Here is a 26,482-nt window from a genome sequence, read left to right as displayed (position 1 = left end):
TGGGGCAACAGCGTCAAGAAGAGGTCGCTGATTGGTGACCGGCCTGATCGACACGCATCAGCATCTCATTTTACGGGACCGCTTCGGTTACGCCTGGGCGGATACCATTCCCGCCCTGTCGGGACGGCAATTCGCCCCGGAAGACTTCGACTCCGCGACGGCGGACTGTTCGATTGTCGGCGCCGTCTATATGGAAGCGGGGGTCGACGATCCAGACTACCGGGCGGAGGCCCGCCATGTCGCGCGATGGGTTCGGTCGGGCCGGTATCTCGGACAGATCGCATCCTGCCGACCGGAGAAGCCGGATCTCGCCGACTGGTTGGACGAATGCGCATCTTTGGGCGTGATCGGCTTCCGCCGCATTCTGCATGTCATGCCGGACAGCCTGTCACAGACCGAGACGTTCCTCGCCGGCCTGCGGGAGATCGGCCGACGCGGCTACACGTTCGATCTATGCGTGCGCGCGGATCAGCACGGCATCGCCGCCAATCTGCTACGGGCGTGTCCCGATCAGCAGTTCGTTCTCGACCATTGCGGAAATCCGGATATCGCCGACGACGCGATCGAACCGTGGTGCCAAAGCCTGTCGGCTCTTGCCACATTCCCGCATCTGGCAATCAAACTGTCCGGGATCACGGCGAATGCCCGTGCCGATCAACAGGAGACAGCGCATCTTTCCCCCTATCTCGACAGGGTGCTCGACCTGTTCGGCGCGAACCGTGTCGTATGGGGCAGCGACTGGCCAGTCTGTACTCTCGGCATGGGCGTGGCGCGCTGGATATCCGTTTCGCTGGACTACCTCTCCACCCTCAGCACGGCTGAGAGAGAGGCGATCGCGGCCACCAATGCCGTCAGGGTCTATCAGGCAGTGTGAGTGTCGCAGGCCGGCAGTATGGATAGGCCGGGCGCATAGAGTCGGCTTAAAAAGTTGGTGTCTCCGGGGTTCATGACACCGGTCGAATTTGCTTAATCGGCTAGGGTTAACCCCAGCCGATGAAGGCCGGATTCCATCATTCCGGCCGGATGCAGTCCGGGGACAGGGTCGAACCGAAAACATGCGGGTTTCCGGGATCGCGTGAGATACCCGGGGATGACGATCGCCTGGGCAACGATTTTGAACCGCGATCTACCGGTCGCACGTTTCGCAGCCGACTTTTCGTCCCGGCGACCACCGACCGAACTCGTATGCGCTCCGGCTCCCCGCGCCGATCCGCCACCTACCGGCCCTTCACTTGCTCCAAAGCCTTGGTAATCGCATCGCGCGCGGCTTCCAACTCGGACGTCGTGCCGGACATGAAGATGCGGCCCGACGCTCCCATCATCTGGACGTCGTTGATGACGGCGTTCGGCGCCGCCTTCTCCGCCTCGTTCGCGCCGACGCAGGCGAACAGGGCCGGGGCCATCTCGTAAATCAGAAGCGACACGCCCGGCACCAGAATCGATGCGTCCCGGGACCGGTTCAGGATAATCGCGTGCTGATCGCTCAAATCTTCGATGATGTCATGGAACAGGACTTTCGGCGCCAGTTGCTCCGTTTCCTTTTGACCGATCCCCTTGAGGATCGCCTTCCCGGCAGCGTCGACTTCCGCCGGGTCGTCGGAATGCAGCTCCAGCAACCCGAACTGCCGTTCCGTGAACAGCAGGCCCGGCTCCATATCCGGCGCGGCCTTCAAGGCAAGGTCGGCGATCCGGTGAATGGCGAGGGCGGGCGCGACCTCGATAATCAGGCTGTGCTGCCCGGCGAAGGGAGGATAGCCGCGGGCCCGGGTCGGCGTCGAAAGCCAAGCCGCGAACTGCGGTTGCAGGTCGTGGATCGGTAGATAAACCCGAAGCTCTGTCATGACTCGCTATCCTCTATCCTCTCACCCGGACGAACGCGCCGGAACTTACTTGGAAGCCGGCACGGTGAAGTGTTTGGCGAGATCCGCATGCGGACGCGGGATCACATGGACCGCGACGACCTCACCGATCGCGTTCGCCGCTTCCGCGCCGGCTTCCGTCGCCGCCTTCACCGCGCCGACATCGCCGCGGACCACGACGGAGACGAGACCGCCGCCGATTTCGTTCTTGGAGACGATTTCGATGTTCGCCGCCTTGACCATGGCGTCCGCGCCGGCCAGCGCCGGAACATAACCACGGGTTTCGATCATACCGATTGCCTGATTGCTCATAACTGTTCTCCTTCTCTAAAACGTCCCTATGCGGACGGTCAGTCCGCGTTGTCGATCGATCCGATAATCAAGGCGTCCACAGGGGCCTTGTTCTCGGTAAAATGCCCCGCCGCGACGGAGCCCTGTGTGATAAGTACCGTTTCCCCCTCCGCGCACCCAAGAGGGTCGAAGGCGATCAGCACACCGCCGCCGTCCACCTTCACTTCCAGGAGGCCGCCGGTTGGCAGCGACCCGATCTTCTTCGTCGACCAAACTCGACCCGTTACTTTTCCTCTAATCATGATTTCGCTCTTTCGATCTTGATGCCGCGACGGCGCAACTCGTCGCTGGCCAGAGGCGTGAAACGAACGGTCTTTCCGGCCCGGACCACCCGGGTCCCGTCGGGAAGGTCGGCAATCGCCTTTTCGGACACCAACCCCTTGTCGAACTGGACACGGGTCGCTGCCGGGTTGGGCGCGGCGGGGCTGCCCATCGCAACGGAAGGCGCGGCGCCAAGACCGCCAGAATGGCCGAGCCGGAAGACGTGACGCCCGCTTTCAAGCGCCGCGCGCGACCCGGCATCCTTGGACAGTTCAAGGATACGCGCCACGAACCGCTGAAGATCCGCATTGGTGCCGATCGAGACGGTTTCCTCCCGAACCTGGGGGGCGAAAGCGCCGCCGCCCTTCAAGGCGGACAACTCCTCCCGCAACACCTCACGGATCATGCTGCGCAGGTCGGACATCAGGACGCCCCCAACTGGCGCAGCGCCGATTCCGCCGCGTCGCGGGCGTTGCGGACCTCCGCCTCGTCACCGGCCAGATATAGGCGTCCGTTGGCGCCGATCATGCGATAGTCGATGACCTTGATATTCGCTTCCTTCTCCGCCTCGTTACAGGCGAGAATGGCATAGGACGCCGACTGACATTCCAGCAGATACAGGCTGTCGCCGCCCAGGATCATCGTCCCCAGCTTATTGCGGTTGATCAGATAGGCATGTTGCCGGTCGACCCGCGTAACGATACGCGAGGCCAGGATTTTCGGCGGAATGGCGTCCTCCTTGCGCGCGCCCAGCGCGTCCAGAACCGCCTGCCCGCCGGCCTGCACCTCCGCCGTCGAGCGGGAGTGAAATTCCAGCGTCCCGAACTGCCGTTCGACGACAAGCAGTCCCGCCTTCACATCCGCGCCTTTCAGTGCGACGTCGGTCAATGCCTCGATATCCAGACCCGGTGCGATTTCGATGATCTGCGCGGCCATGTTCCGGCGCGGCAGGCTGCCCCGCATCCACGTCGCGATATAGGCGAGCGTCTGAGGCTGGAGCTGATCGATGAAGATAAAGGAACGGAGATCGGCCACGGTTTACCCCTTCAGCAAGCCACGCAGTTCTTCTGCGATGATTTGACGGATTTCGTCGCGCAGACCGTCCTGTCCGCCGGAACCACCCGGACGCGACGACGGTTGCGGGCGGAACGGTGCGATCGGAGGCGTGCCGACGCCCTGCCCGGGCACCCCGTCGGACGGAGCAACGGGTAACGGCCCGCGATGCTGCAGCCGCCCGATTGCGGATCGGTCCAACGGACCGCTGTCCTTGTGCCAGGCGATGCGGGTCCAATTCACCAAATGCTGCGGACCGATGTTTTCGCCCACGGACGACCGGCCGAAGAACCCGGTTCCGATGGTGAAGGACGGCGACAGATTCGTCGCGAACCCGGCGGCACCCTGGCTGCACGGCGCATTGACGACGACGCGGTAGGATTCCACGGCGGCCGCGTAATCCGTCACGGTCTGCGGATCGTTCGAATGAATGGCAGCGGAATGCCCCGCGCCGGAAAACCGCAGCAACGCCCGCGCCTGCATGATGGCCTGGTCGACGCTGCTGGCGACGAAATAGCCGAGAACGGGGCACAGTTTTTCCTTGGACAGAACCTCGCCCGCGCCGATTTGGGAAATCTTCGCGACCAGGATGCGCGTATTCTTCGGCACCTTGAACCCGGCCTGATCCGCGATCCAGACCGCGTCCCGGCCCAACGATTCCACATTGAAGCCCCGGGCGTGGAACAGATAGCGGCGCAGCGCCTCCACTTCCTCTTCCCGGCAGAGATGCGCCCCGGCGTTCGACAATTCGCGTTCCAGCTTGGACGCGACGTCGGACAGGGTGATCAGCACCGATTCATTGGTGCAAAGAACCGAATTATCGAAGGACTTGCTGTCCACGATATGCCGTGCGGCGTCCTTCACATCCGCCGTCGCGTCGACGAAGACGGGCGCGTTGCCCGGCCCAACGCCGATCGCCGGGTTGGAAGAGGAGTACGCCGCCCGCACCATCGGCGTGCCGCCCGTCGCCAGAATGACATCCGTCTTCGGCGACTTCATGAATTCGTCGACCAGGGGCAGGCTCACCTGCTCCACGACCTGGACGATCCCTTCCGGCGCGCCGGCCTCCTCCGCTGCGGCGGCCAGCGTCTTCGTCGCGTCGACGCAGCATTCCAGCGCCGCCGGATGCGGGCTGATCACCACGGCGTTGCGCGTCATCAGCGACGCCAGAACCTTGAAATAGATCGTCGCGATCGGGTTCGTCGACGGGGCCAGCGCGAAAACCACGCCCGCCGGCTTCGGGATTTCCACGACGCCGGTCCGCTCGTCCAACCGGGGATCGACAAAATTCCAGTCGCTGTAGAAATCGACCAGCGGGATGCTGCTCAACTCATTCTTGAGGGCCTTGTGCGCCGCCACGCCGAAGCCGGTCTCCTTCACGGCCCATTCGCCATATTCCTTGGCCTTGGCGTGGGCTACCTGGGCGACGTGCCGGGCAATTTCCATCGTCCGGTCGCGATCATAGCGTTGGAAGACCTGGGACGCCCAGCGCCCACGATCCAGAACCAGCTCCGCCTTGGCCTTCAAGGCCACCGGCGAGGCGCTGATATCCATCAGTTCCGCAACGGTCTGACTCATTGCAGGTAACTCCTCTTCGCGCCGCCGCCCATAACGTCGTCTCGCGCCTGTCCGACTGCGATTTCGACACGGCGCAGCATTTCCTCCGCCAGATCCTGGGTCATCAGGATGCCCGGTTTGAACTGAAGCACGCGCGGATCGAGGGTCGAGAAAATGGCCCATACGCCGTTTTCGTAGAGCCGCCGCATAACCGGCTTCGCGCCTTCCGGATGATTGAATTCCAGGCCCATGATGACGCCGTGCTGGCGAATGCCGATGAAGAAGTCGGGGTAGAGCGCCCGGATGTCGTCCAAACCGGCCCGCACGAAATTCGATACGTAGCGCACGGAAGACCGGACCTCCGGCCGCTGCGTGATTTCCAGAACCTTCAACGCGACAACGCAGCCGAGTTCCGCCCCGCCGGCCGTGGACATATGCGCGAAGCCGTCCTGCTTCAGCCAGGCCCCGGCCTGTTCGCTGACCACGCAGCAGGAAATCGGATAGATTCCGCCGGTCACGCCCTTGCCGATGACCATGATATCGGGTGTCACGCCGTAGCGCGTAATGCCCCACATGTCGCCGGTCCGCATGAAGCCGGTCTGAACCTCATCCGCGATATACAGCGCGTCATAGCGTTCGCAGAGCTTCTTCACCGACGGCAGATAGCCTTCATTCGGCATCGGGAAGCCATAGGTCGCCGGGATCGTTTCCATGATCACCGCCGCGACGTCCCGCCCCTTCAACGCGTCTTCCATCGCGGTCAAATCGTTGAACGGAACCTGTACGAATTCACCCAGGGTGTCTTCCGACAGGAAGGTTTTGGAAAAGCGTTCGTCGCCCGTCTTAACGGACAGGCCCGAATGGCCGTGATAGGCCTTGATGATGGAAACGATCTTGCGTTTGCGCGTCGCGTTCCGGGCGGATTTGATGGCCAGTTCGACCGCCTCCGCACCACCGGCGCCGTAGATCGTGTATTTCAGCCCCTCCGGCGTGCATTTCGCCAGTTCCTCGGCCAGCGCGGCGCGCGCCATCGCGGGAAAATGGTGGTTGCCCATATCGAAGTGCCGCGCACCAACATTGAGAACCTCGACAAGCTCCGGATTGCGGTGGCCGAGATTGTAGGTGCCGCCGTTCAGGTGAACGTCGATCAACCGCCGCCCGTCCATGTCGTAGAGGTAATAGCCCTCGCGCTTGTCGATCACCAGATCGACACCGGCATCCTGCCAAAACTGAGTCTTGTCGGGATTCCAGTAGGCCTTCGAGGCTTCCAGGACTTTAAGCTTCGCTTCGCTCATGCCGGTCTCGTTCCCACTCCAAATCCGATATGGCAGACGGTAACACAAAATATGCTATATGCAACATTTTTTGTATATGACATTTTTATTTAACTGATTACGGCAAACAAACGGCGCTCCCACGTGGAAAAATGTGTGATATGAAACATGAGAATCGCGCTATCTTCGGATTTTGTGGCATAGGCAACAGGCTTGCCTGCGACGGAAATGACGCGTCGCGCTACAGGGGCGCGTATTGAAAGAGGAACAATGGCCGGGCTCGGGCAACGCAAGCAGGAAGAAAGGCGGCGACGGCTGGTTGAGGAGATCACCCTCGACCCCGGCATCATGATCCGGGATCTTGCCGACAAGCTGAACGTCTCCCGCGAGACCATCCGCCGCGATTTCGACGCCCTGTGCGACAGCGGCGTGCTGCAGCGGCGTTACGGCGGCGCGGCGATCCTGCCCAGCGGCAATTCGTTGAGTTTCGAGGCACGGCAGGCGCGCCACGTCACCGAACGGCGCATGATCGCGCGCAAGGCGGTCTCGCTGCTCGTCGCGCATCAGGTCGTTATGCTCAGCCCCGGCACGACCGCCCTTCTGTTCGCCGAGGAACTGGCCAAGACCTCCACCGAATTGACGGTCATCACCAACGGCGCGCGGGAAGCCCTGGCCCTTGTCGGAAACCGCAACCTGCGGGTCGTCATGGCGCCCGGCGACCTGGACCCGCAGGAAGCCTTCGTCTGGGGGCACGAAACGACTGAGTTCTTTTCCCGCTTTAACGCCGATCTGACGGTCTTCTTTGCGGACGGTCTCGACGCCGACGGCGTATCCGAAGCTGATTCACGCACTGTCTATGCGGTAAAGGCGATGATCGACAATTCCCGTCACACCATGTTGCTGATCGACCATCACCGTTTCGGTCAGCACAGCATGCAAAAGATTTGCGGGTTGAAAACCCTCGACAGGGTGGTCAGCGATGAACCGCCCGATGACGATCTGGTCGCCGCGCTGGCCGAAAACGGTGTGGAGCTGATCGTCGCCTGACGGTCAGAAACGGTTGCGGTACAGCCCGCGCTTTTCGTAAACCGCCGCCGCCTCTTCAACGAAGCGGGCGAGTTGATCGGCATCGAACCGCGCCCGAAGGTCGGTCGCCGCATCCAACAAGACCTGTTTCGATCCCGCCCGTCCGGGCCGCAGAAGCTCATAAACCCGCATGACGTCTTCTTGCGGAATGCGCGTCATTTCCGCCGCCCGTTCGAAATTCGCTGCCAAGGCCGCGCGTCCGACGGACCGCGCGATCCGCGCCTGATCCAGCAGCGCCGCCGGTGTGATGCGCAGATCGTCCATGGTGACGTTTCCGGAAACGACCGTATCCACCGTGATGTCTTCCAGGCGTTTTCCCCGCGCCCCGGCGACGCGCTCGGGCCGTTTTTCCGCAATGGGATAATCGGATGCCTGAAGATCGTCGTCACTCATCCCCGCTCTCCTTGAACGCCAGATTGATCTCTTCCGGGGAGGCGTTGTTCTCCGTCATTGCCGTTTCGATGGCGTAGAGCAGCGCGACGCGCGCATGGAACCGCGCGCCCAGCGCCTCGCCATGGGTTTTGACGACAACCGGTTCGGGCGCGTCCCCCCGCGCGTAAACGGCGGCGTTGCGTCCCAACCCCTCGTAATGCTCCAGGCCTGTAATCGGCGCGTTGGAGAAAAGCTCCAGATTGTTGTGCGGCAGGCGGTCCCGATGGTGGATCACCGCCGTTCCCTTCGCCTGAATGCCGATGCCGATCCCCGATCCCGCCAAGCGTGCCGCGCTCAACCCCAGAAAGGACGTGTCCGCCGTATGGCGCAGGCGGACGACACGCATGACGCCGCCTTCCGCCTCGATCCCCTTGCGGATCGCCAGCAGAACCGAACTCAACGGATCGCCGGCCAGGGTTTTGAACATCGTCACGCCGAAACCGGGGCTCAGCCCGACCACGACCTCCGTCGGATCGTCGCCTTTCCGCGCTGGCCCCATGGTCCGATAGTCGATCCTGGCGCTTTCCTCCGCCTTGCTCGCGGCTTCGAACCGCAGAACTTCTTCCCGGCTCAACACATTGCGGATCGCGGCCAGTTCCTTCCGCCGCGCTTCCGTCAGACGATAGCCCGTGCCCGGCCCGCGATAGTCGTTGGGGTCGTTGACGGCGCTGATCACCTTGCCGTCCCGCACCACGGCGGATGTCTGCAGATAATCCCCGGATAAACGCAGCTTCAACAGGAACAGCAGGTTTTCCGCCTCCTCCACGAAGCCGCCGCGATGCAGGGACCGGATCACGTCCAACACCGTGATGTTACGGTCGCGGACTGCCTCGCTGATCACCGTCGCGTCGCCGGGCGTGAAACTGTCCGTATCCTCCGATCCGGAAGCGGCGGCGACGGACCGTTGCATCGCAATGGTCGGTTGGGCGAGATCAAGGTCTTTCAGCACATGCGACACGGCCTCAATAGCGCGGGTGCGCAGCCACAGCGCCCGCGATTCCTCGACAGAGGTCAGGCCGCCGTCGGCTTCGAAATCCCGTTGCAGGACCAGGAATTCCTCCAGCTCCTCCCCATTGAAAGAGGACGGATTGAAGGAGTTGTCATATTTCAGGATGCTGCCGAAGCCGGAGCATATCAGGTCCGACCCGCCGATCAGATACGGCACGATCTTGGCCCCGACGCGCATATCGGATTCGGAATGCCGGGCGTCGTTGCCCGACGCGCATTCCAAATCCAGCCAGACCGCGATCAGGTTTTCCGCCAGAATTTCCCGCACGCCGCCGGGAATGGAGGAAGCCAGCGGCGCGCCGTCGATACCGCCGTTCTGCGTTCCCTGCGATCCCATCCCGCGCTGAAGGCACAGGCAGCGCGCCTCCAGATACAACAGCGACTTCGCCTCATGGAAGCCCATCAGCAATTCCGCCGCCGCGCCGGAAGTGCATCGCATCTTGATCCCGCGCGAGGCATAAGCCGCCGCCAGCCATGCCTTGGACCAGGGCGTGTCGTCCCCATCGACAAAGGCGCTTTCGGTGCCATAGACGGAAACGGTTTCGGCGTATGAGGTGAACCCGGCCATGCCGATTTCCAGTTCCTCCGCCTCCTCGCTGGAACATTGGAACAGGGTGCCCGGACGCCCGACAGCCGACCCGACGCAGCAAGCCAGTGCGTTCGACCAGGAATTCCGCGCCACCCGCATGGTCGTCTCGATCTCATCGAAACCGAGGGCGACGGCGAACGCCGCATCCGCCGCCATCTGCAGCGGATCGTCCTTCGCATTCGTCACATGCGCTTGATTGCCGGGCGTCTGCCGCGCCCGCATCTTGGAATAGGCGAACCCCAGTTCCATCGCATTCAACTGCGCCACCGTCTCAGCCAGCTTGGCGGGTGTCAGCCCTTTCGCCAGCCGCACAAGGTCCGTGCGCGGCACATTCATGTCGACCAGCATGCGGGCCAATTGTTCGGACGGGATCGCCATCGCTTCCGGCACGATGTCGAGATCGAGGTGGTAGGCCGCCACGAAGGCGTCGATCATGTCGAATTCGGCGGCGGGCACTCCATCCATGGAGACAACCTCGCCGCCGATAATCTCTACCCCGGGTGCGGGGTCGGTCGCCCCGTTGAACGCGGAAAACCCGCTTTCCGGATCCTCCGCGGCAAACAGGTCCATTCGCAACGGCCGCGCGTCCCAATCGTCGGACCGACGCCAGCGGTTCGCCCCATAATCCGGATGTTCGCCCATCGGTCTTCTCCTCCCGCCCCTCAGCGGCCCGCATCCAAGAAGCCGATCACGTCTTCCATCTGGACCACATGGCAGTAGATCATGTTGATCGACATTAGTTCGTTCCGGTGCAATTCGTCCGTCGCCGCCGCACAGCAATCGTCGACGACCACGGTATTGAAACTTTCATCCGCAAGACTGCGGACAGTCGAACTGATGCATTGATCGGTGAATATTCCGGCGACGATCACGTTCCGAATACCCATATTGTGCAGGATCATGCGCAGGTTTGTGCCGGTCAACGCGCTGTCCGTGGTTTTCAAAACCACGACCTCGTCGCCCTCCGGTGCCAACTTGGGGACGATCTGACTGTCCTCCCGATCCTTGGGCAGCAGCAGATAGTTGAAACCGGGTTTCTTTTGGCTCAACGATCGGTCTCGCCCGTTTTCCGTCAGGCACGCGATGCGGGCGAAAATCACCTCCACGCCGCGTTTGCGGCAGTCGGCGATCAGCCTCGCCGTGTTCGGAATGACCGTTCCGTTCATACGGTCCCGGAAGGGCGCCCAACGGATATCCTCCATCGGCTCGCCCTTCGGTTCCAGATACGTATTTTGGATATCGATCACCAGCAACGCCGTCTCCGGCGCGGGCAGGACGATATCCTCGGGCTCCTCGGCGCTGTCGTAGTAGAAGGAACGATAGGCGTTCTTCCAATCACTCATCGATACCGCTCCTCCCGTTTCCTCGGTCAAGCCATCCGCGACAGGTAGCGCTCTCCCAATTCCGCCGAAACGCGGGCGAAATCCGCCGCCAGCGCCTGGGCTTCCGGGACATTGCTGTGAGAACCGATCCAGGCCAGCAGCGCCATGCGCCGCAACATGATGAAGCTGTCGATCTCGCGTTCTTCCTCCACCGACATGGCCCTGTGCTTGCGGTATCCGCGAACCCAGGCATCGCGCATCGCCGGAATTTGCGGGTCGTCCTCGATAAAACTGATCCCCGCCGCGAAATCGTATAGATACCAGCCGAAACCGCAGTCATCGAAATCGATCAGTCGTGTCGTACCCTTGTCGATCAACAGGTTCGCCAACCGCATGTCGGCGTGAATCAGACCGTATCGCTGATCCGATTTGCCGAACCGGGACAGACGATCCGCGACGGTGCTTTCAACCCGTTCCAGAACATTGCGGATTTCCCCTTCGACTTTCGGACCTTTCCGCCAATCGCCCCAGGTTGCGTTCGGACCGTAGATGGCGTCCAGATCCCAGACCAAGCGTTCGAAATCGGAAGGCCGCCTCCATGCGATCGACTGATTATGGGTTTTCGCCGCGATCTCGCCCAATTCTTCGAACGGCCCGACCAGATCCTGACTTTCGTCCGGTTGATCGCCTTCGACGAATTCGAACATCACCATGAAACGATCGCCCAACCGGCCGGGCAACCCGGCCTTTTGCACGGCGTGTCCATCGCGCCCCGGTATCACCGCGGGCGTCACGACGCATGCGCCCTCGTTCAGCGCGTCCATCCACATCAATTCGCATTCGATGGCGCGTTCCGTGTGATAGTCCTCGCGATGGACGCGCAGGATGGATCGGTAACCGCCGCCGCCTTCCACCAGATACGTCGCGTTTTCCGAGATATTGATCAGGCGCGCCGCCGCATCCTCCGGCACGGGCCAGAGCCCAAGCGACGCGTTGGCCAGATCGTGCAGACGGCCCAACAGATCGTCATGCGCCAGTTCGGTCTGGGCCATGACTTCCTCCTTCAAAAAACTGTTATTGGATCGGGGCGAGGTCAGATTTCCTGAATCGCCTCCAACGATTCCGGGATCGTCTGCCCCCCGTCGACCACGATCTGTTGTCCTGTGATGTAGCCCGCCTCGTCGGACGCGAAGAACAGGGCCGCGTTGCCGATATCTTCCACCGCGCCCAGCCGCTTCAACGGAATGGAGGCCGCCATCGTGTCCAAATAGTCCTGCCCCAAATCCTGCAGGCCTTCGGTATAGATATTGCCCGGCATCACGGCGTTGATCGTCGTTTTGTAGCGGGCCAGCTCCATCGACGCGGTTTTCAGGAAACCCAACTGCCCCGCCTTCGACGCGCCGTAATGCGCCCAACCCGGGAACCCCGTGATCGGCCCGGTGATGGACGATGTCAGCACCACGCGGCCCCGACCGTTCTTTTCGAACTGCGGAATGCAGGCCTTCACGCAGAGGAAGGCGCTGCGCAAATTGGTCGACATGACCCGATCCCATTCGGCCGGGTCCATATCGACCATCTTGGTCTGCGGAAAAATGCCGGCATTGGCGCACAGGATGTCGACGCCGCCGAAGACCTCCGCGGTCTTGGCGACCATGGCCTGCACCGAATCCCAGTCCGAGACGTCGCAGGTGGTCCAGGACGTGGTCGCGCCTTCCGCGTTCATCGCATCGGACGCCGCCTTCGCCGAGTCGGCACCGCGCGCCGCGATCATGACCTTCGCTCCCTGACGGGCGAAAACCGTGGCGATCCCCCGACCGATCCCTTTCGACCCACCCGTAACAATGACGCTACGGCCCTTAATCGAAGTCAGCATGTTGATATCTCCCTTAATGTTCGTTTCGTCATTCACTCGCTAAATTCGAGCTCTTGTTCCTTGAGAAATCGCAGATAGGTCACCAGACGCGGCACCAAAAGCGCCGCCAACAGGATGATGACGGATGCGATGACGGACAGAATTCCCAATGTCGGCACCAACGGCGAATAGCCGGACACCATCTTGGCGTAGAGCCATTCCGGCAACGTCGAATCCGCCCCGGTCGTGAACAGCGACAACGGGAAGTTCCCCCAACTCAGCAGGAAGGCGAACAGGCCCGCCGAGATCACGCCCGGCATCAGAAGCGGCAAGGTCACCTCCTGCAGGATGGTCTTGGTGGACGCCCCCATATCCCTGGCCGCTTCCTCCAACGCCGGATCGAAGGAATATGCCCGGATCGCGATGACCAGTGTAGCGATCGGCGAAATCCAGACCAGATGCGCGACGATGGCCGTCTTCCAGGACGGGATGACGCCCAAGGCGTTGAACCACATCAACAGGGCCAGCCCCAAGACCGTCTGCGGAAAGAAAATCGGCAGTAGGATGAACTTCTGGAACAGGCTGCGATACCGCCAATGATAGCGGGCAAAGGCCAGGGCGCCGAAGAAGCCGACAACCATGGAAATCACCGTAACGATCCCGGCGATGGTCAGCGAGGTGACCAGCAAATCGCCGACAGTCGAGCTTTCCAAGGCCTTGCCGTACCATCGCGTGGAATAGTCCCGGATGGGAAAGGTCAGATAGCGCGCCTTGGACACCGACGCGAAACCGATGGACACCAGCGGAAGATACAGGAACAGGATGGCCAGAATACCGTATGCGTACAATACGATGCGTGTCGTCCGGGACGTTTCCATTACCGTTTCCTCCCCATGATCCGGTCCAGATCGACCTTGGACACGCCGAATATCGCAAGCGTCCCGATAATGGCGATCAGCACCATCGACAGGGCGGAGCCGAGCGGCCAATCCTGACCGTAGGTAAACGCCGTTTCCACCTCGTCCGCCATGACGATCACCACCTGACCGCCCAGTAATTTGGATTCCGCAAGCGCCCCGGCGGCCAAGACGAAGCTGAGCAGCGAGCCGACGACGATCCCCGGCGCGGCGAGCGGTAGATCGATTTCCCACAGAATCCGCCAGCGGGACGCCCCCAGATCGGTCGCCGCCTGTCGGGCATCGTCGGGAACCATGGAAATCCCCTGCGCCAGGGGGAACAGCATGAAGGGGAAATAGACGTAGACCAGCCCGAAGACGATGACCGGCACGTTGTAGAGAACGCCGTCCATTTCCGTCCCGAACAGGGCACGCAGATGCCCTTCGATCAATCCGCCCTTCATCAACGTCAGAATCCAGCCGAACAGGCGTATATTCTCGGACACGAACAGACTGACCACGACCGCGATGGTTAGGATCAGGGTGAAGCGCCCGAACACCTTCGCCATCGCGAAGGCCAGCGGCCAACATAGAATGAAAAGCACCGCCGTCGAGGCGAAGGCCATGCCCAAGGACCAGACAAGGGACCGCCAGTAGCCCTGTTCCACAATCGTCATATACGCGGAAAAATCCGGTGCGTTGAACAGAGAGAAGACCTTTTGCGGCATAACCGAAAAGGCCGCCACGACGATGAGTGGCGCCAGGAAGCTGAGCATCAGCACGAAGAAGATCGGCAAGGCGTTCAACATGCCGAGTTTATTGTCGAGGCGTTCCATCAGTCACCTCGAATGAAATGCGTGTGATCGATATCCCAACCGAGGACGACTTCATCCCCGATCGCGCCGGTATAACGATCCTCGCGCAATTTCTCGACGGTCAGATGCGATCCGTCCGCGGCTTCCACCAAATATTGCATTCGGGATCCCAGGGCGTATTCGGCCCGCAACAGTCCCTTCACAACGAAATCGTTGGTTTCGGTTGATTTCAGGAAGCGAACGAATTCGGGGCGTACCATCAGGGTCGCCGTCTCGCCGGGGGCGAGGTCGACCCCGTTATCCCCGTTCGCGCCGTTCACATGCACTTCCACGCCCTTGCTGCGAACGCTGCCTTGGGCGGTGCCTTCGATGTCGAACAGATTGACCTCGCCCATGAACTCCGCGACGAAGCGACTGACGGGCCGGGCATAGATGCCTTCGGCGTCGGTCACCTGCTCCAACCGGCCGGAGCGCATGATTGCGATCCGATCCGACATCACCATCGCCTCCTCCAGGCTGTGGGTGATGTAGACGAAGGTTTTGCCGGTCCGCTCATGCAGATCCTTCAGTTCCTTTTCCAGCGTCTTGCGAAGACGATAGTCGAGTGCGGAAAGCGGTTCGTCGAAGAAGAGGATTTCGGGATCGAACGCCAACGCCCGCGCCAGGGCGACACGCTGCCGCTCCCCGCCGGAGCATTGGTTGATGCGCTTGGAATAGTAATGTTCGGGCAGCCTTAGAAGCTCCAACAGCTCCAAGGCGCGTTGCTTGCGCTTCGTTTTCGACACACCGCGTATTTTAAGGGGAAACTCGATATTCTCCCCGACCGACCGATGCGGAAACAGCGCCAATGACTGAAACACCATACAGGTCGGACGCGCGTTCGCGGGGACTGTGTCGATCCGTTTGTCACGCAGCCAGATTTCGCCTTCCGTCGGATTGTCCATGCCGACCAGAAGGCGGATCAATGTCGTTTTCCCGCTGCCCGACGGCCCGACGATGGTCAGGAACTCGCCATCCTCGATATCCAGATCAATCCCGTGCAAAGCAACGAATTCGCCGAACCGTTTGACGATGTTCTTAAGCCGTAAAACTGGTTTCATATCCATGTTCGTCTTTGTCACGCCTCACGCGACTTCAGGTCCGGCGGGGACAGGGGTACAAAACCCCGCCGGACCGTCCGTCGCGAACCGGGGTTAACCGCGCTTGGCGGCGTTGTAGAGTTCGTTCAGCTTGTCGTAGGACGCGACCACCTGATAATCCAGGGAGCGCGACATTTCCTCGCCGAGAGAATCCCACTGGATGGCGTCGAGTTCGTCACTGTCGAACTTCGCCATGACCTCTTCGTTCCCCATCTGGCTGATCGGGTTGTAGGTTCCTTCCGCAAAGGCGACTGCCTTGCAGATGTCCGGCGTTTGGACGAATTCCAGGAATTCCTCCGCCAGGTCCGACGGGTTCGGATTGTTGACCGCGGAGGTCAACTCGATCCAAACGACGCCGCCCTTGCCGTCGACCGGTCCCGAATTCGGCGTGATCCCACGCACATTCGTCGCGCCGTCATACCGCGCCGGCGAGGCGGTGTATGTGCCGCCGGTGAAGTACGCGTCGATTTCCCCGTTGATCAGCGCCAGATTCATCGCCACCAGATCGTCGGTCAGCAGCTTCGCGCCGCCGAAAATCGCGTCCGCAGTCGCCCGGAACGTATCCAGATCGGCGCCTTCGACCGGTTTGAACGGATCCAGGCCGCCCGTCAGGCACATATGGATGATGTTCCAGTTGTCGTATGTCAGGACGCCGTAGCGGCCCTTCATGGCCGGATCCAGGAACAGGTTCCAACCCTGATCCTCGGCCATCTCACGGCTGATCTTGTCCGTGTTGACGACGAAGCTGAACGGACCGTAACGCTGCGGCATGCCGATCAGATCGCCGTTGTCGGCGAAAGCCAGCGGATACGGCGCGGCGAAGTCCGGCGACATCTTCTCGAAATAGGGCATGAACCGATCTTTGTTCAGCGGCTTGATCAGCTTTTCCGGATACAATTGCCCCCGCGCCCAAGGCTGGTTCAGGTTGATGAGATCCCAAACATTGACCTCCCCGGCCCTCAGCTTGTTGATCATGTCCGGATCGGACGTACCGCTTTCGGCCTTAACGGACGCTCCCGGATGCGCCTGACGGAACGGCTGAAGGACCTCGTCCGTGTTGTAGCCTTCCCAGCACAGGATGTTCATTTCGTTGTTGCGGGCCGCGCGCGCCGGGCCCGATGCCCCCAGCAAGGCCAGGCCGGACGTGCCAGCAAGCCCCAGATTGAACTCACGTCGAGTCAGTTTCATGTTACCCACCTCCACTGTTCTAGATATGTCGAAACTCATAATTATTTTGTAACGTTAGCGTCACCAAAACGCCGCGCTTGACATCATCGATCCGATTTTTAACAGCGGCGGTCGGTTCGGGATGATGGTCAGAAAGGTACACAACGGCGTAAAGGCGTGCTTAAATTCCCACTGGCGTTAATGCGAAGTGGGGCGCAGGAACATGGAGTGGGCATCTCATCCAAGCGCGATTGTCGCACCGTCGACCATATTGGCGTCGGCGGCAACCGGCGTTGTTGAACTGATCGAACGGTTCAGCGGAGACGCCGACAGCATACTTGGTAATGTCTCGATTCGCCCCGACGACCTGACCAATCCGTTCAACGAATTGCGGCTTTCCGATTTCTGTAATCTGTTCGAGGAAGCGGCCCGGCAAACGCGCAACGACCGGTTCGGCCTTCATTTCGGTGAAAAGTTCGAACCGCGTCGCTTGGGCGCGATCGGCTACGCCGCGATCAGTTCACCGACGCTCGCGGCCGCCCTTCGCAACGTCGAAATCTATTTCCCCGCCCATCAAGGCCAGTCCAGCTTCGGCATGATCCGGGAGGACAGCGATGTCTTCTGGCTGAGCTATCGCATCTTCGACGACCGGATCACCAATCGCCGTCAGGACGCGGAACTGTCCATGGGAATGTTCCTGAACATCTTCAGGGAGGCATTGGGGCCCAGTTGGGTGCCGTTGGAGGTTCGCTTCGAACATGACGCGCCGGACAGCGCCTATTTTCATGAAAAGATATTCGGCGCGCCGGTGCAGTTCGGCCGACGGACAAACGCGTTCGCCTTCCGCCGACGGGATCTCGACGCCAAGATGCCCAATCAGGATCCGTATCTTTTTTCCATCATCGAACCGTTCCTGAAGACGCGCTGCGAGATTCACCAGAACCCGGAAGATTTTGCGACGACGGTCCGCAATCAGATCAAACTGCAGCTTGGCGACATCCCGCCCAGCATCGCCGAAATCGCCCGCATCCTGGGCGTGACCGACCTGTCATTGCAACGACAGCTGCGTCAGCACGGCGTCACTTTTCAGGAATTGGTGAACGCGGCGCGCAAGGAACTGGCCCTGCATTATCTCGAAGACCCGGATATGCGCCTGACCGAAATCGCCCATTGTCTCGGCTATTCCGAACTCTCCGCGTTCTCCCGCGCCTTCCGCGGTTGGACCGGGATGAGCCCGCATCGCTATCGGCGTATGTGACGTCCTATCGTTCCCCCCGACACGCAAACGGGCGACGCCCGATTTCGTTGAGCGCCGTCCGGGGATTGCCGGAGGCCGTTTGGTATGAGTTACGCGGCCCCGCCACCCAGCGCTTTGTAAAGCGATACGGCGTTGGCGATCTCCTCGCGACGCACACTCAAGAGCGCCTGTTGTGCGGCCTGAAGCTGTCGCTGCGCATCCAAGAGTTCCAGGCGGCTGTCCAACCCGGCGCGATACCGTGCTTCTGCCATAAGCACTGCGCGCGCGGATTCCACCACAGCGCGGGCTTGCGCCTTAATCTGGGCGCCGAAGGTGGCGCTTCCCGCCAAGCCGTCGGCTACTTCGCGGAACGCCGTCTGGATTGCCTTCTCGTACCGTACCACCGCTTCGTTCTTGCGAGTCTTTGCGAGGTCCAGTTCCGCGTCCAGCCGTCCGCCATCGAAAATCGGGAGGCCTACGCGAGGGGAGAAATTCCAACCCTTGTGTTCGGCACTGAACAAAGCGGCCAGAGCGGGTGAGGTATAACCGAACGCGGCGGTCAGCGACAATTTGGGGAAGAACGCAGCACGCGCCGCGCCCACATTGGCGTTGGCGGCGGCGAGCGCGCGTTCCGCCTGACGGATATCAGGGCGGTTGAGCAGCAGGTCAGAGGGAAGACCGGCTGGCAATTGCGTCATAACCGGATCGCTATCGAGGGCAAGGGGCGGCGGCAGATCCGCCGGCAATTCCGCCCCAACCACCAGGCGCAGTGCGTTGCCTGCCTGCGCGACGGCCCGTTCTCGCGCCTGCAGATCAGCCTCCGCCGCCGCCACCTGGGCTTCGGCGCGAGCCACGTCCATGTTGCCGCCCCGCCCACTTTCCATAAGAACCCGGGCAAGCTCCAGCGAGTAGCGCCAATCCGTCAGTGTTCGTTCGGCCAGCGCTTGCTGTTCAACCGCCAGACGCTCCGCAAAATACGCGTCGGCAACGGCCCCGATCAGGGTCACCCGCGCCGCCCGATACCCCTCCTCGCTGGCAAGGTATTCGGCAAGGGAAGCCTCCGACATGGCACGCACCCGTCCGAACAGATCCAGTTCAAAGGCGTTCAGCCCCAGGGACACGCCATACTGATTTGCGATCACGGGTTGTTGCTCGCCCTGTCCGGCCGTCCGCTCCCGGCTGTAGGAAGCCTGGGCATCGACGCCGGGCAGCGTGTTCGCGGTCTGGATGCCGTTCTGCGCACGTGCCGCTTCGACGTTGAGCATTGCCAGGCGCAAGTCCCGGTTATTAGCAAGCGCTAGATCAATGATGCGCAGCAGACGCGGGTCCCGGATCAGCTCGGCCCGGTCCAGCCCGGCCGCGCTTGGGCCTGGCGGCGCCGCCTCGCGGTTGGGGAAGGCTGCGGGGATTGGCGGCTCCGACAGTTGCAGTTGCGGTACGAAAGAGCATGCCGACATCGTCAGCGAGAGCGCGAGTAGGATGGTGAAACGCATAGGATCGGTCCTTAACAGCTGCTTGTCTGGGAAAGCGTGGCTCAGAGCATGCGCTGGAGCCGGGGCACCAGCCACTCCTCCAGGTCGCGCACGTAGTCGAACAATATGGGCACGAACACCAGGCTCAGGGCGGTGGAAGAGATCAGCCCACCGATGACGGCAATCGCCATCGGGGCGCGGAAGGCGGTATCGAGACCGAACCCCACGGCGACGGGCACCATGCCCCCCAGCATGGCCAGAGAGGTCATGAGGATCGGCCGGGCACGGATGGTGCACGCCTCGATGATCGCCTCGCGCCGGTCGGCGCCGCCGCGGATACGCTCGACCATGTAATCGACAAGCAGGATCGAATTCTTATCGGCGATGCCCATCAGCATCAATATCCCGATGGCTGCCGGCATGTTGAGATCGGTGCCGGTCAGCAGCAGCGCAAGGAAGGCGCCACCGATCGAGAGCGGCAACGCCGCCATACGGGTGAAGGGCTGAATCCAGTCTTTATAGAGCAGAACCTGGATCGCGTAGACCATCATCATCCCCAATCCGATCGTGGTCAGGAAGCGGGAGAACAGATCGTCCATTTCCTCGGCATCGCCCGTGTTGCGGACCTCGACATCCTTGGGCAGCGCGCGCATCGACGGAAGCCCCTGGATCTGGGTCATCGCATCGCCCAGGGCAAGGCCGTCAAGATTCGCCCCCACCGCGATCTTACGGTGGCGGTCATAGCGTTCGATGCTTGCCGGACCGGCGCCGAAACGGATATCGGCGACGGTGCCGAGCGGCACAGAGCCGCCGGAGACCGTTGGAAGCCGCAACTCCCGAATGGTATCCAAGGTTGTCTCTGAACCAGCGGCCAGGCGCGCCCGGATGGGAAGACGTCGCCCGTCGCGATTGAGCTTGGCGAGACTGCTTTCCGTGTCGCCCATAGTGGCGATGTTCACCGCGTCGCTCAATGCCTGGACCGTGACGCCGAGCTGCGCCGCCTTGGCGAAATCGGGAATGATCAGGATCTCGGGCTGCGCCAGGGGCATTGTGCTGCCTACGGAGTTGATGCCCTGGATGGTTCGCATGTCGCGTTCGATGGCCACGGCCGCTGCTTCCAGCGCCTCTACATTTTCGCTAATGAGGGCGATGCTGATGTCCTTCGCCCCGGCGGAGTTGGCGAATTTCACGCGAATGTCGGGCTCTTCCATCAGTTCCGGCAGGACCAGGCTTTCGAAGTCGCGTTGGCTGATCGACCGTGCATTCGGCGGCACCAGCTTGACTTCCACGCTCGCAACATTCACGCCCGCATCGCCGCCGGAACTGGTCAGCACGTACAGCACTTCCGGACGCTTCCTCAGGGTTTTTGCAATGCGCTGCGCGACTGCGTCCGTCTGCGCAAGTGTGGACCCACGTGGCAGTTCGATCGTCAGGCTGGATTGCGAATAATCCTCGTAAGGCAGGTATCCGGTCGACAGCTGTGGCAACAGCGCGAAGGAAAGGGCAACGCTGATCGCCGCGATGCCCACCGTCTTGCCGCGATTGTCCAGCGTCCATTCGACCAAGCGGCGGTAAAGTGCCGTCAAACCACCCACTGCTTCGGCTTTGTGTGGGGGCGCTTTCAGGAAATAGGCGGCGATCAGCGGCGTCAACATCCGCGCGACAACCAACGAGAAGAAGGCGGCCACGGCCACAGTCACGCCGAACTCTTTGAAGAACTGTCCGGCTGTGCCCCCCATGAAACTGACGGGCAGGAATACGGCACAGATCACGGCCGTTGTCGCCACCACCGCCAGGCCGATTTCCTCCGCGGCGATCATGGCGGCGTCATAGGGCTTTTTTGCCGACGCCATATGACGGTGGATATTCTCGATCTCGACGATGGCATCATCGACCAGCACGCCGGTGACGAGCGATATCGCCATCAGGCTGACGAAGTTCAGCGAGAATCCCAACAGATGGATGACAAGGAATGTCGGGATGATTGATAGGGGGATGGTCAGGGCCGCCAGCGCAGTCGCGCGTCCATCCCGCAGGAAGAAGAAGACGACCAGGATTGTCAGCACTGCACCTTCGATGAAGGCGGACATCGTCGAATCATAGCTGGTCTGTGTAAAATCGACGAACGAGAAGACTTCGGTGAGGACGATGGAGGGGTTGGCGGCCTGAATCTCCGCAATTGCTGTCTTGATGGCAGCACCGGTCGAAATCTCGCTCGCTCCCTTCGCGCGCTGCACGGAGAAGGTGACCGCCTGCTTTCCGTCGATCCTGGTGATCGAGCGTGCCTCCGCCCCGCCGTCGATGATGTCGGCAATGTCGCCCAAACGGACACTGCGACCGGAACCAAGACCAATCCACGTGTCGCGCAGCGCCGCCACGGATTTTGCCCCGCCCAGCGCCCGCACACTATATTCGGTGCCCGCCTGAACCAGGCGCCCCCCGGCAAAGTCGGCGCTGGTTTGGGCCAGTTGTCGGCTGATATCCGCGGCTGTTACACCGAAGGCGGATAGCCGCTTGGGATCAAGGATGACGGAAATTTCTTGCGAGACGCCACCATGGCGTGTCACTTTTGCGACGCCCGGAACGGACAGCAGATTTCGAGTAACTGTATCGTCGATAAACCAGGCCAGATCCTCCGGTCGCATCTCCGGCGCATCGGCGACGTAAGACAGCAGCGATCCGTCGTCTGCCTCCTCACGCCGGACCTGCGGTTCCTGGATGGTACGCGGCAACTGGTCGCGAATATTGGCGACAGCGTCGCGCGTGTCGTTCATCGCGCGGTCGAAATCGATCCCCAAATGAAATTCGACGGTTGTCGCGGACACGCCTTCAGAGATCACCGAGGTGATGTGCTTCACCCCGCGCAGCCCCGCCAGGGCGCCTTCGACGCCGCGGGTGATCTGGGTCTCGATCTCGCTCGGCGCCGCGCCGGGCTGGTTTATCGTAATGCTGACCGCCGGCACGACGACATTGGGCATGCTGCTGATCGGAATCTTCGAAAAAGCAAACAGACCGGCAATGGTCAGGGCCAGGAACAGGACGATTGGCGGGATTGGGTTGCGAATGGCCCAGGTGGAAACCTGCATGGACATGATCAACGGACCTCTATTGTCGTCACGACATCGCCCAAGCCGATGAGCGAGCCGGCACGAACGACGATGCGCTGCTGGGCCGTCACCCCCGTCACGAGGGCTACGTCATTTTGGTGAAGACGCAAGGTGATGGGTTGACGGGTGATCCGGCCTTCGGCCTCGACCGTCCACACGAAAGCACCGGCGGCGTCCCTCTGGACGGATGTCGCAGGCACGGCAAGGGCCGTAACGGCATCCAGCGCGATGTCGCCATGCACATAGCTGCCAAATTTCAACCCGGCGCCAGCAGCGATCGCCACGCGAACCGGTGCGGACCGGTCAGTGGCGTCGATCCGTGGCGATACCAAACGCACGCTCCCCGTCAGCGGTTCCGGTATTCCCGAAACCGACAGGCTGACGGCTGCTGCGGGCAGGACCCGACTCGCGACCTCTTCCGGAACACGCAGTTCCGCTTCGATTTCGCCATCTCGGGCAATGCGGAACAGCGCCTCACTGGTGTTCGCCAAACCTCCGATTGTGGCCCGTCGCTCGAAGATAACGCCGTTCTCGGGCGCGATGATGACGGTTCGCCGCAAGGCCAGCCGCGCCTCCTCCAGCCGGGCCTTCGTGGCGTCCATGGCGTTCTTCTTTTCCGTGACAAGGCTTTTGCTGACGGCCCCTGTATCCTTGATCGAGTTCACGCGGGCAAACTCGTCACGGGCCTTGGCGTACTCCGCTTCCATCTGCGTGACCTGCAGGCGGACGCCTTCCGTATCGAGGACGGCAAGCGTGTCGCCCTTGCGCACGACATCGCCCACTTCCGCCGACAGGCTCAGGATGCGGGCGCTTGAGATCTCGGCAAACACGGTGATCTCCTCGCGCGGGACCAGGCTCCCGGTCACGCCGGCGCGCTCAACAACCCGCTTTTCCTGCGGTGTGGTGACCGTAACTCGTATGCTTGCTTCCGGCTCTGCGCGTTGCACGATTTCCGGTACGCTATTCGACAGCGAGGTCCCCGCATAAGCCACCGCGCCCAACAGCGCCGCCCCAAGTAAGATTTTCTGTTTCATCGCTCCGCCGATCTTAGGACTTCAGACGATGCCTGAGTCCCATAGGCCGGTTGCGTTTGAATCGAGGATATGTGGAGATACGATGGAGATCGAAATGGATGGATATGCGACTGTGGAAAAGAAAGCCCTGATCCTGGTAGCGGAGGACGAGCCCGACATCGCCGATATTCTGGCCGCCTATCTCGAACGCGCGGAGAACCGTGTCGTCCGGGCCGAGGATGGGCGCCGCGCACTGGACCTGCATTTATCGCTGAAACCGGATCTGCTGCTGCTGGATGTGCAGATGCCACGCCTGGACGGGTGGCAGGTGCTGACCGAGGTTCGCCATCGCGGCAACACCCCTGTGATCATGTTGACGGCGCTGGATCAGGACATCGACAAGCTGATGGGGCTGCGCATCGGTGCCGACGATTACGTTGTGAAACCATTCAACCCGGCGGAGGTCGTGGCCCGGGTCAAAGCGGTGCTGCGACGGACGAGTGGGGAGGACCAGGATGCTTCTCGCCGCGTTCTTCGGTTTGCTGCCTTTCGGGTTGATCTGGAGGAGCATCAGGTCGTGGTGGAGAGAGAGGGTGGACGCGAACGGATGCTCGACCTAACACTCACCGAATTTCGTTTGCTGGCGCATCTGGCCCGGACACCGAAGCGGGTGTTCAGCCGGGCCGAGCTGCTGGAAACTTGCCTGCCAGAGGGGGAGGCGCTGGAACGCACCGTCGATAGCCATCTAAGCAAGCTGCGCAAAAAGCTGGAAGCGGAGGGGGTGACCGGCGTGCCTGCGAATGTGCGAGGCGTCGGCTATCGTCTGGGCGGAGCGTGACCCCGATGTCCGAGCAGCAGAAGGCCTCCGGACTGCGCCGTCAGATCACCCTGTCGATGATGGCCTTGGCGTTCAGTGTGGTCTTACTGGTGATCTGCGGGTCCTACGTGTTCTATGCGGCTGTCCTGACTTACTCCCCGAACAGTGTTTCCGATGATCTCTTGCCCGCCCCGGCCGAACTGACATGGATGGCCGCAACGATGCTCGCGGCACTGGCGCTGGCAACCTGGGTCGCGGTTAAACTGGCGCAACGGATTTTGACGCCGCTCAACTCCGTCGCAGATAATTTACGGCGGGTGGCAGAAGGTGACTTGACCGCGCGTGCTAGCGCCGATGACGGGTCGATGGGCGAAGCGACGCGCCTTGTTTCCGATTTCAACCACCTGGCGGAACGTTTGCAGCACATGGCGCGGGACCGGGAATTCTGGAACGCCGCGATTGCGCATGAACTGCGCACGCCGGTGACGGTATTGCGCGGCCGTCTTCAAGGGCTATCTGAAGGGGTGTTCCAACCGACGCCCCAACTGATTTCCGGGCTGCTGACCCAGGTGGAAGGATTAAGTCGGCTGGTCGAAGATCTGCGCCTGCTGGAATTGGGCGAAAGCGGGCGCCTGACGGTTCACCTGCAGGAATGCAACCTCGCCGACGAAATCCGCGCCGCGGTGAACCCCTTCGAACCGACCTTACGGTCCGCCGGTTTCTCACCGGTGCTGGAATTGGCGGACATCGAGGTCATTTGCGATCCGGTGCGAATGCGCCAGGCCCTTTTGGCATTGCTGGACAACGCCATTCAGCATGCAACCCCTGGCCCGCTGCATATCCGCACCTTTGAACGCGACGGCCTGGCCCATCTGCAGGTGGAGGACATTGGGCCTGGAATTCCAAGTGAAATCGGGGAGCGCGTATTCGAGGCCTTCTACTGCGCCGAAGCCGTGCGTTCCGGTCAGGGCAGCGGCTTGGGTTTGGCCGTGGTCAAGGCGATAGCGCGCGCGCATAAAGTCGAAGTTTCGTGCAAGGCCTCTGATGCCGGGGGAACCGTGTTCGAGTTGGTTTGGCGCGCGTGAAATGGTCCGATTCTTTGGGGGCAGATCACAGCCCGTGGGACCATAGAATCGGTCCCAAGCGAATCAGCAGAAAATGTTGGTGTCCCCGGGGGATTTGGAACCAGTCCTCCAGGGGGGATCGATCACATCCCTATCTCATGGCTAAGCAGGTCGGTTGGCATGGGATGCGCCAAGACGACAATGGCGGCCTCCTTGTTCCGTTGAGAGACGAGAATGGGGTGATGTGGAACTTTCAGAGGATCTCGTCCGATGGCGAGAAGCGCTTCCTGAAGGGCGGCCGCAAGGCAGGCCTCTATCACACGATCGGGGACATTGAGGAGAAAGGCCCGGTCGTGATCGGCGAAGGCTATTCCACATCGGCGACGATCCACGAAGCGACCGGCCTTCCCGTCGTCGTTGCCTTCGACGCCGGCAATCTCCGCGCTGTCGCCGAGAAGATCCGGGAAAAGCATCCGGAGGCGCGGATCTTCATCGCGGCCGATGATGATCACGCCAAGGACCGGAACGCCGGTCTCCGCAAGGGAGAAGAGGCGGCAAAGGCGGTCGGCGGAATCTCGGTCAATCCGGGGCTGACGCCGGCGGAACGCGAGGCCGGCATGACCGACTTCAACGACAAGGCCCGGAGCGCCGGCAAGGCGGTCGTAAAGGATATCTTCGATGCGGTGATCGGCCGGCCGCGCCCGCTCTCTCCGGAGCGCAAGACGGGAGAACGCAAGACGGCGGGGCGCGCCCAGTCCCTGGCGATGTGACGGCGCCATGGGGAAGAAGATACTGACCAAGTGCTATCTGGAGGTCGAGGAGAAGGCGGAACTCGTCGGCAAGGCCGGTGCCGCCAATCTCTCGATCTCCGACTATATCCGGCGGATCGTCACCGGCATGCAGGTGCCGGCGCCGGAACGGGCGAACACGATCCGCGATCTCCTGAAGGTGAACGCGGACCAGGCGCGGCTGGGCAACCTGCTGCGCCTGGCGCTCGATGACGACGGGTGGCGAGTGGAGACGCCGGACGAGACCTTGGATGTGGAATCGCTGATTGTTAAGATCAGAAATACGCAAGCCGAGTTGAAGTCCATCGTGAAGGATCTGTGAG

At 61.6% G+C, this 26,482-nt stretch carries 26 protein-coding genes; 7 read left to right on the top strand and 19 right to left on the bottom strand.

Annotation, left to right across the window (positions count from 1 at the left end):
- Window positions 1–34 precede the first annotated feature (34 nt).
- Entirely contained in the window at window positions 35–874 is an 840-nt protein-coding gene (locus HH303_RS04065) for an amidohydrolase family protein (protein WP_319637303.1), read from the top strand.
- Between the two features lie 343 nt (window positions 875–1,217).
- Here the strand turns inward: HH303_RS04065 and HH303_RS04060 are convergent, their stop codons facing one another.
- From HH303_RS04060 to HH303_RS04030, 7 genes are read right to left on the bottom strand one after another with little or no spacing between them, the layout of a single operon-like run.
- Complete coding sequence (locus HH303_RS04060) at window positions 1,218–1,841, bottom strand: microcompartment protein (RefSeq protein WP_169623903.1); 624 nt, start codon at window positions 1,839–1,841, stop codon at window positions 1,218–1,220.
- 45 nt (window positions 1,842–1,886) lie between these two features.
- A complete protein-coding gene (locus HH303_RS04055; RefSeq protein WP_169623902.1) occupies window positions 1,887–2,171 on the bottom strand; it encodes a BMC domain-containing protein in 285 nt (94 codons plus the stop codon).
- A gap of 38 nt (window positions 2,172–2,209) precedes the next feature.
- Window positions 2,210–2,452, bottom strand: coding sequence for a EutN/CcmL family microcompartment protein (locus HH303_RS04050; protein ID WP_169623901.1), 243 nt, complete (start codon window positions 2,450–2,452; stop codon window positions 2,210–2,212).
- Window positions 2,449–2,895 carry a hypothetical protein gene (locus HH303_RS04045; RefSeq protein WP_169623900.1) on the bottom strand — a complete coding sequence of 149 codons (447 nt, stop codon included), beginning with the start codon at window positions 2,893–2,895 and terminating at the stop codon, window positions 2,449–2,451. The genes HH303_RS04050 and HH303_RS04045 overlap by 4 nt, the downstream gene beginning before the upstream one ends.
- Window positions 2,895–3,506, bottom strand: coding sequence for a BMC domain-containing protein (locus HH303_RS20240; protein ID WP_169623899.1), 612 nt, complete (start codon window positions 3,504–3,506; stop codon window positions 2,895–2,897). Before HH303_RS20240 ends, HH303_RS04045 begins: the two co-directional genes overlap by 1 nt.
- Before the next feature lie 3 nt (window positions 3,507–3,509).
- Entirely contained in the window at window positions 3,510–5,102 is a 1,593-nt protein-coding gene (locus tag HH303_RS04035; protein ID WP_227421503.1) for an aldehyde dehydrogenase family protein, read from the bottom strand.
- Complete coding sequence (locus HH303_RS04030; RefSeq protein WP_169623898.1) at window positions 5,099–6,376, bottom strand: class-III pyridoxal-phosphate-dependent aminotransferase; 1,278 nt, start codon at window positions 6,374–6,376, stop codon at window positions 5,099–5,101. The genes HH303_RS04035 and HH303_RS04030 overlap by 4 nt, the downstream gene beginning before the upstream one ends.
- A gap of 249 nt (window positions 6,377–6,625) precedes the next feature.
- On the opposite strand from HH303_RS04030, the gene HH303_RS04025 reads away from it, so the two are divergent.
- Entirely contained in the window at window positions 6,626–7,402 is a 777-nt protein-coding gene (locus HH303_RS04025; protein ID WP_169623897.1) for a DeoR/GlpR family DNA-binding transcription regulator, read from the top strand.
- A 3-nt stretch (window positions 7,403–7,405) separates the two neighbouring features.
- Here the strand turns inward: HH303_RS04025 and HH303_RS04020 are convergent, their stop codons facing one another.
- From HH303_RS04020 to HH303_RS03980, 9 genes are all read right to left on the bottom strand, one after another.
- A complete protein-coding gene (locus tag HH303_RS04020) occupies window positions 7,406–7,834 on the bottom strand; it encodes a diol dehydratase small subunit (protein ID WP_169623896.1) in 429 nt (142 codons plus the stop codon).
- On the bottom strand, window positions 7,827–10,112 hold the full coding sequence (locus HH303_RS04015) for a propanediol/glycerol family dehydratase large subunit (protein WP_169623895.1): 2,286 nt from the start codon (window positions 10,110–10,112) through the stop codon (window positions 7,827–7,829). The genes HH303_RS04020 and HH303_RS04015 overlap by 8 nt, the downstream gene beginning before the upstream one ends.
- A gap of 20 nt (window positions 10,113–10,132) precedes the next feature.
- Complete coding sequence (locus HH303_RS04010) at window positions 10,133–10,813, bottom strand: cysteine hydrolase family protein (protein WP_169623894.1); 681 nt, start codon at window positions 10,811–10,813, stop codon at window positions 10,133–10,135.
- 26 nt (window positions 10,814–10,839) lie between these two features.
- On the bottom strand, window positions 10,840–11,844 hold the full coding sequence (locus HH303_RS04005) for a phosphotransferase enzyme family protein (RefSeq protein WP_169623893.1): 1,005 nt from the start codon (window positions 11,842–11,844) through the stop codon (window positions 10,840–10,842).
- A 41-nt stretch (window positions 11,845–11,885) separates the two neighbouring features.
- The gene (fabG, locus tag HH303_RS04000; protein WP_169623892.1) at window positions 11,886–12,665 is read right to left on the bottom strand and encodes a 3-oxoacyl-ACP reductase FabG; all 780 of its coding nucleotides are present in this window, start codon (window positions 12,663–12,665) and stop codon (window positions 11,886–11,888) included.
- Window positions 12,666–12,697: 32 nt separating this feature from the next.
- Window positions 12,698–13,522, bottom strand: a complete 825-nt coding sequence (locus tag HH303_RS03995) for an ABC transporter permease (protein ID WP_169623891.1) — start codon at window positions 13,520–13,522, stop codon at window positions 12,698–12,700.
- Window positions 13,522–14,376 carry an ABC transporter permease gene (locus HH303_RS03990; protein ID WP_169623890.1) on the bottom strand — a complete coding sequence of 285 codons (855 nt, stop codon included), beginning with the start codon at window positions 14,374–14,376 and terminating at the stop codon, window positions 13,522–13,524. Before HH303_RS03990 ends, HH303_RS03995 begins: the two co-directional genes overlap by 1 nt.
- On the bottom strand, window positions 14,376–15,455 hold the full coding sequence (locus HH303_RS03985) for an ABC transporter ATP-binding protein (RefSeq protein ID WP_227421502.1): 1,080 nt from the start codon (window positions 15,453–15,455) through the stop codon (window positions 14,376–14,378). The genes HH303_RS03990 and HH303_RS03985 overlap by 1 nt, the downstream gene beginning before the upstream one ends.
- A 93-nt stretch (window positions 15,456–15,548) precedes the next feature.
- Window positions 15,549–16,682, bottom strand: coding sequence for an ABC transporter substrate-binding protein (locus HH303_RS03980; RefSeq protein ID WP_169623888.1), 1,134 nt, complete (start codon window positions 16,680–16,682; stop codon window positions 15,549–15,551).
- A 202-nt stretch (window positions 16,683–16,884) separates the two neighbouring features.
- Between HH303_RS03980 and qhpR the strand changes: the two genes are divergently transcribed.
- A complete protein-coding gene (gene qhpR, locus HH303_RS03975; protein ID WP_169623887.1) occupies window positions 16,885–17,919 on the top strand; it encodes an AraC-like transcriptional regulator QhpR in 1,035 nt (344 codons plus the stop codon).
- A gap of 89 nt (window positions 17,920–18,008) precedes the next feature.
- Here qhpR and HH303_RS03970 read toward each other — a convergent pair whose 3' ends face one another.
- Genes HH303_RS03970 through HH303_RS03960 form a run of 3 tightly spaced genes read right to left on the bottom strand, consistent with a single transcriptional unit; the run spans window position 18,009 to window position 23,511 of the window.
- Window positions 18,009–19,391: an efflux transporter outer membrane subunit gene (locus tag HH303_RS03970; protein WP_169623886.1), complete on the bottom strand. Its 1,383-nt coding sequence runs from the start codon at window positions 19,389–19,391 to the stop codon at window positions 18,009–18,011.
- A gap of 41 nt (window positions 19,392–19,432) precedes the next feature.
- Window positions 19,433–22,462 carry an efflux RND transporter permease subunit gene (locus HH303_RS03965; protein WP_169623885.1) on the bottom strand — a complete coding sequence of 1,010 codons (3,030 nt, stop codon included), beginning with the start codon at window positions 22,460–22,462 and terminating at the stop codon, window positions 19,433–19,435.
- A gap of 2 nt (window positions 22,463–22,464) precedes the next feature.
- A complete protein-coding gene (locus HH303_RS03960; protein ID WP_169623884.1) occupies window positions 22,465–23,511 on the bottom strand; it encodes an efflux RND transporter periplasmic adaptor subunit in 1,047 nt (348 codons plus the stop codon).
- Window positions 23,512–23,605: 94 nt separating this feature from the next.
- Between HH303_RS03960 and HH303_RS03955 the strand changes: the two genes are divergently transcribed.
- From HH303_RS03955 to HH303_RS03940, 4 genes are all read left to right on the top strand, one after another.
- Window positions 23,606–24,328, top strand: a complete 723-nt coding sequence (locus HH303_RS03955) for a response regulator (protein ID WP_227421501.1) — start codon at window positions 23,606–23,608, stop codon at window positions 24,326–24,328.
- A 5-nt stretch (window positions 24,329–24,333) separates the two neighbouring features.
- The gene (locus HH303_RS03950) at window positions 24,334–25,392 is read left to right on the top strand and encodes an ATP-binding protein (protein ID WP_169623882.1); all 1,059 of its coding nucleotides are present in this window, start codon (window positions 24,334–24,336) and stop codon (window positions 25,390–25,392) included.
- A 164-nt stretch (window positions 25,393–25,556) separates the two neighbouring features.
- Window positions 25,557–26,141: a toprim domain-containing protein gene (locus tag HH303_RS03945; protein ID WP_227421500.1), complete on the top strand. Its 585-nt coding sequence runs from the start codon at window positions 25,557–25,559 to the stop codon at window positions 26,139–26,141.
- Window positions 26,142–26,148: 7 nt separating this feature from the next.
- Window positions 26,149–26,481 (top strand): plasmid mobilization protein, encoded by a 333-nt coding sequence (locus HH303_RS03940; RefSeq protein ID WP_169623880.1) that lies wholly within the window; start codon window positions 26,149–26,151, stop codon window positions 26,479–26,481.
- Window position 26,482: the final 1 nt, after the last annotated feature.

Source organism: Pacificispira spongiicola (genome assembly GCF_012926505.1).
Lineage (GTDB): Bacteria > Pseudomonadota > Alphaproteobacteria > UBA8366 > Aestuariispiraceae > Pacificispira > Pacificispira spongiicola.
This window is presented reverse-complemented; position numbering and strand designations above follow the sequence as displayed.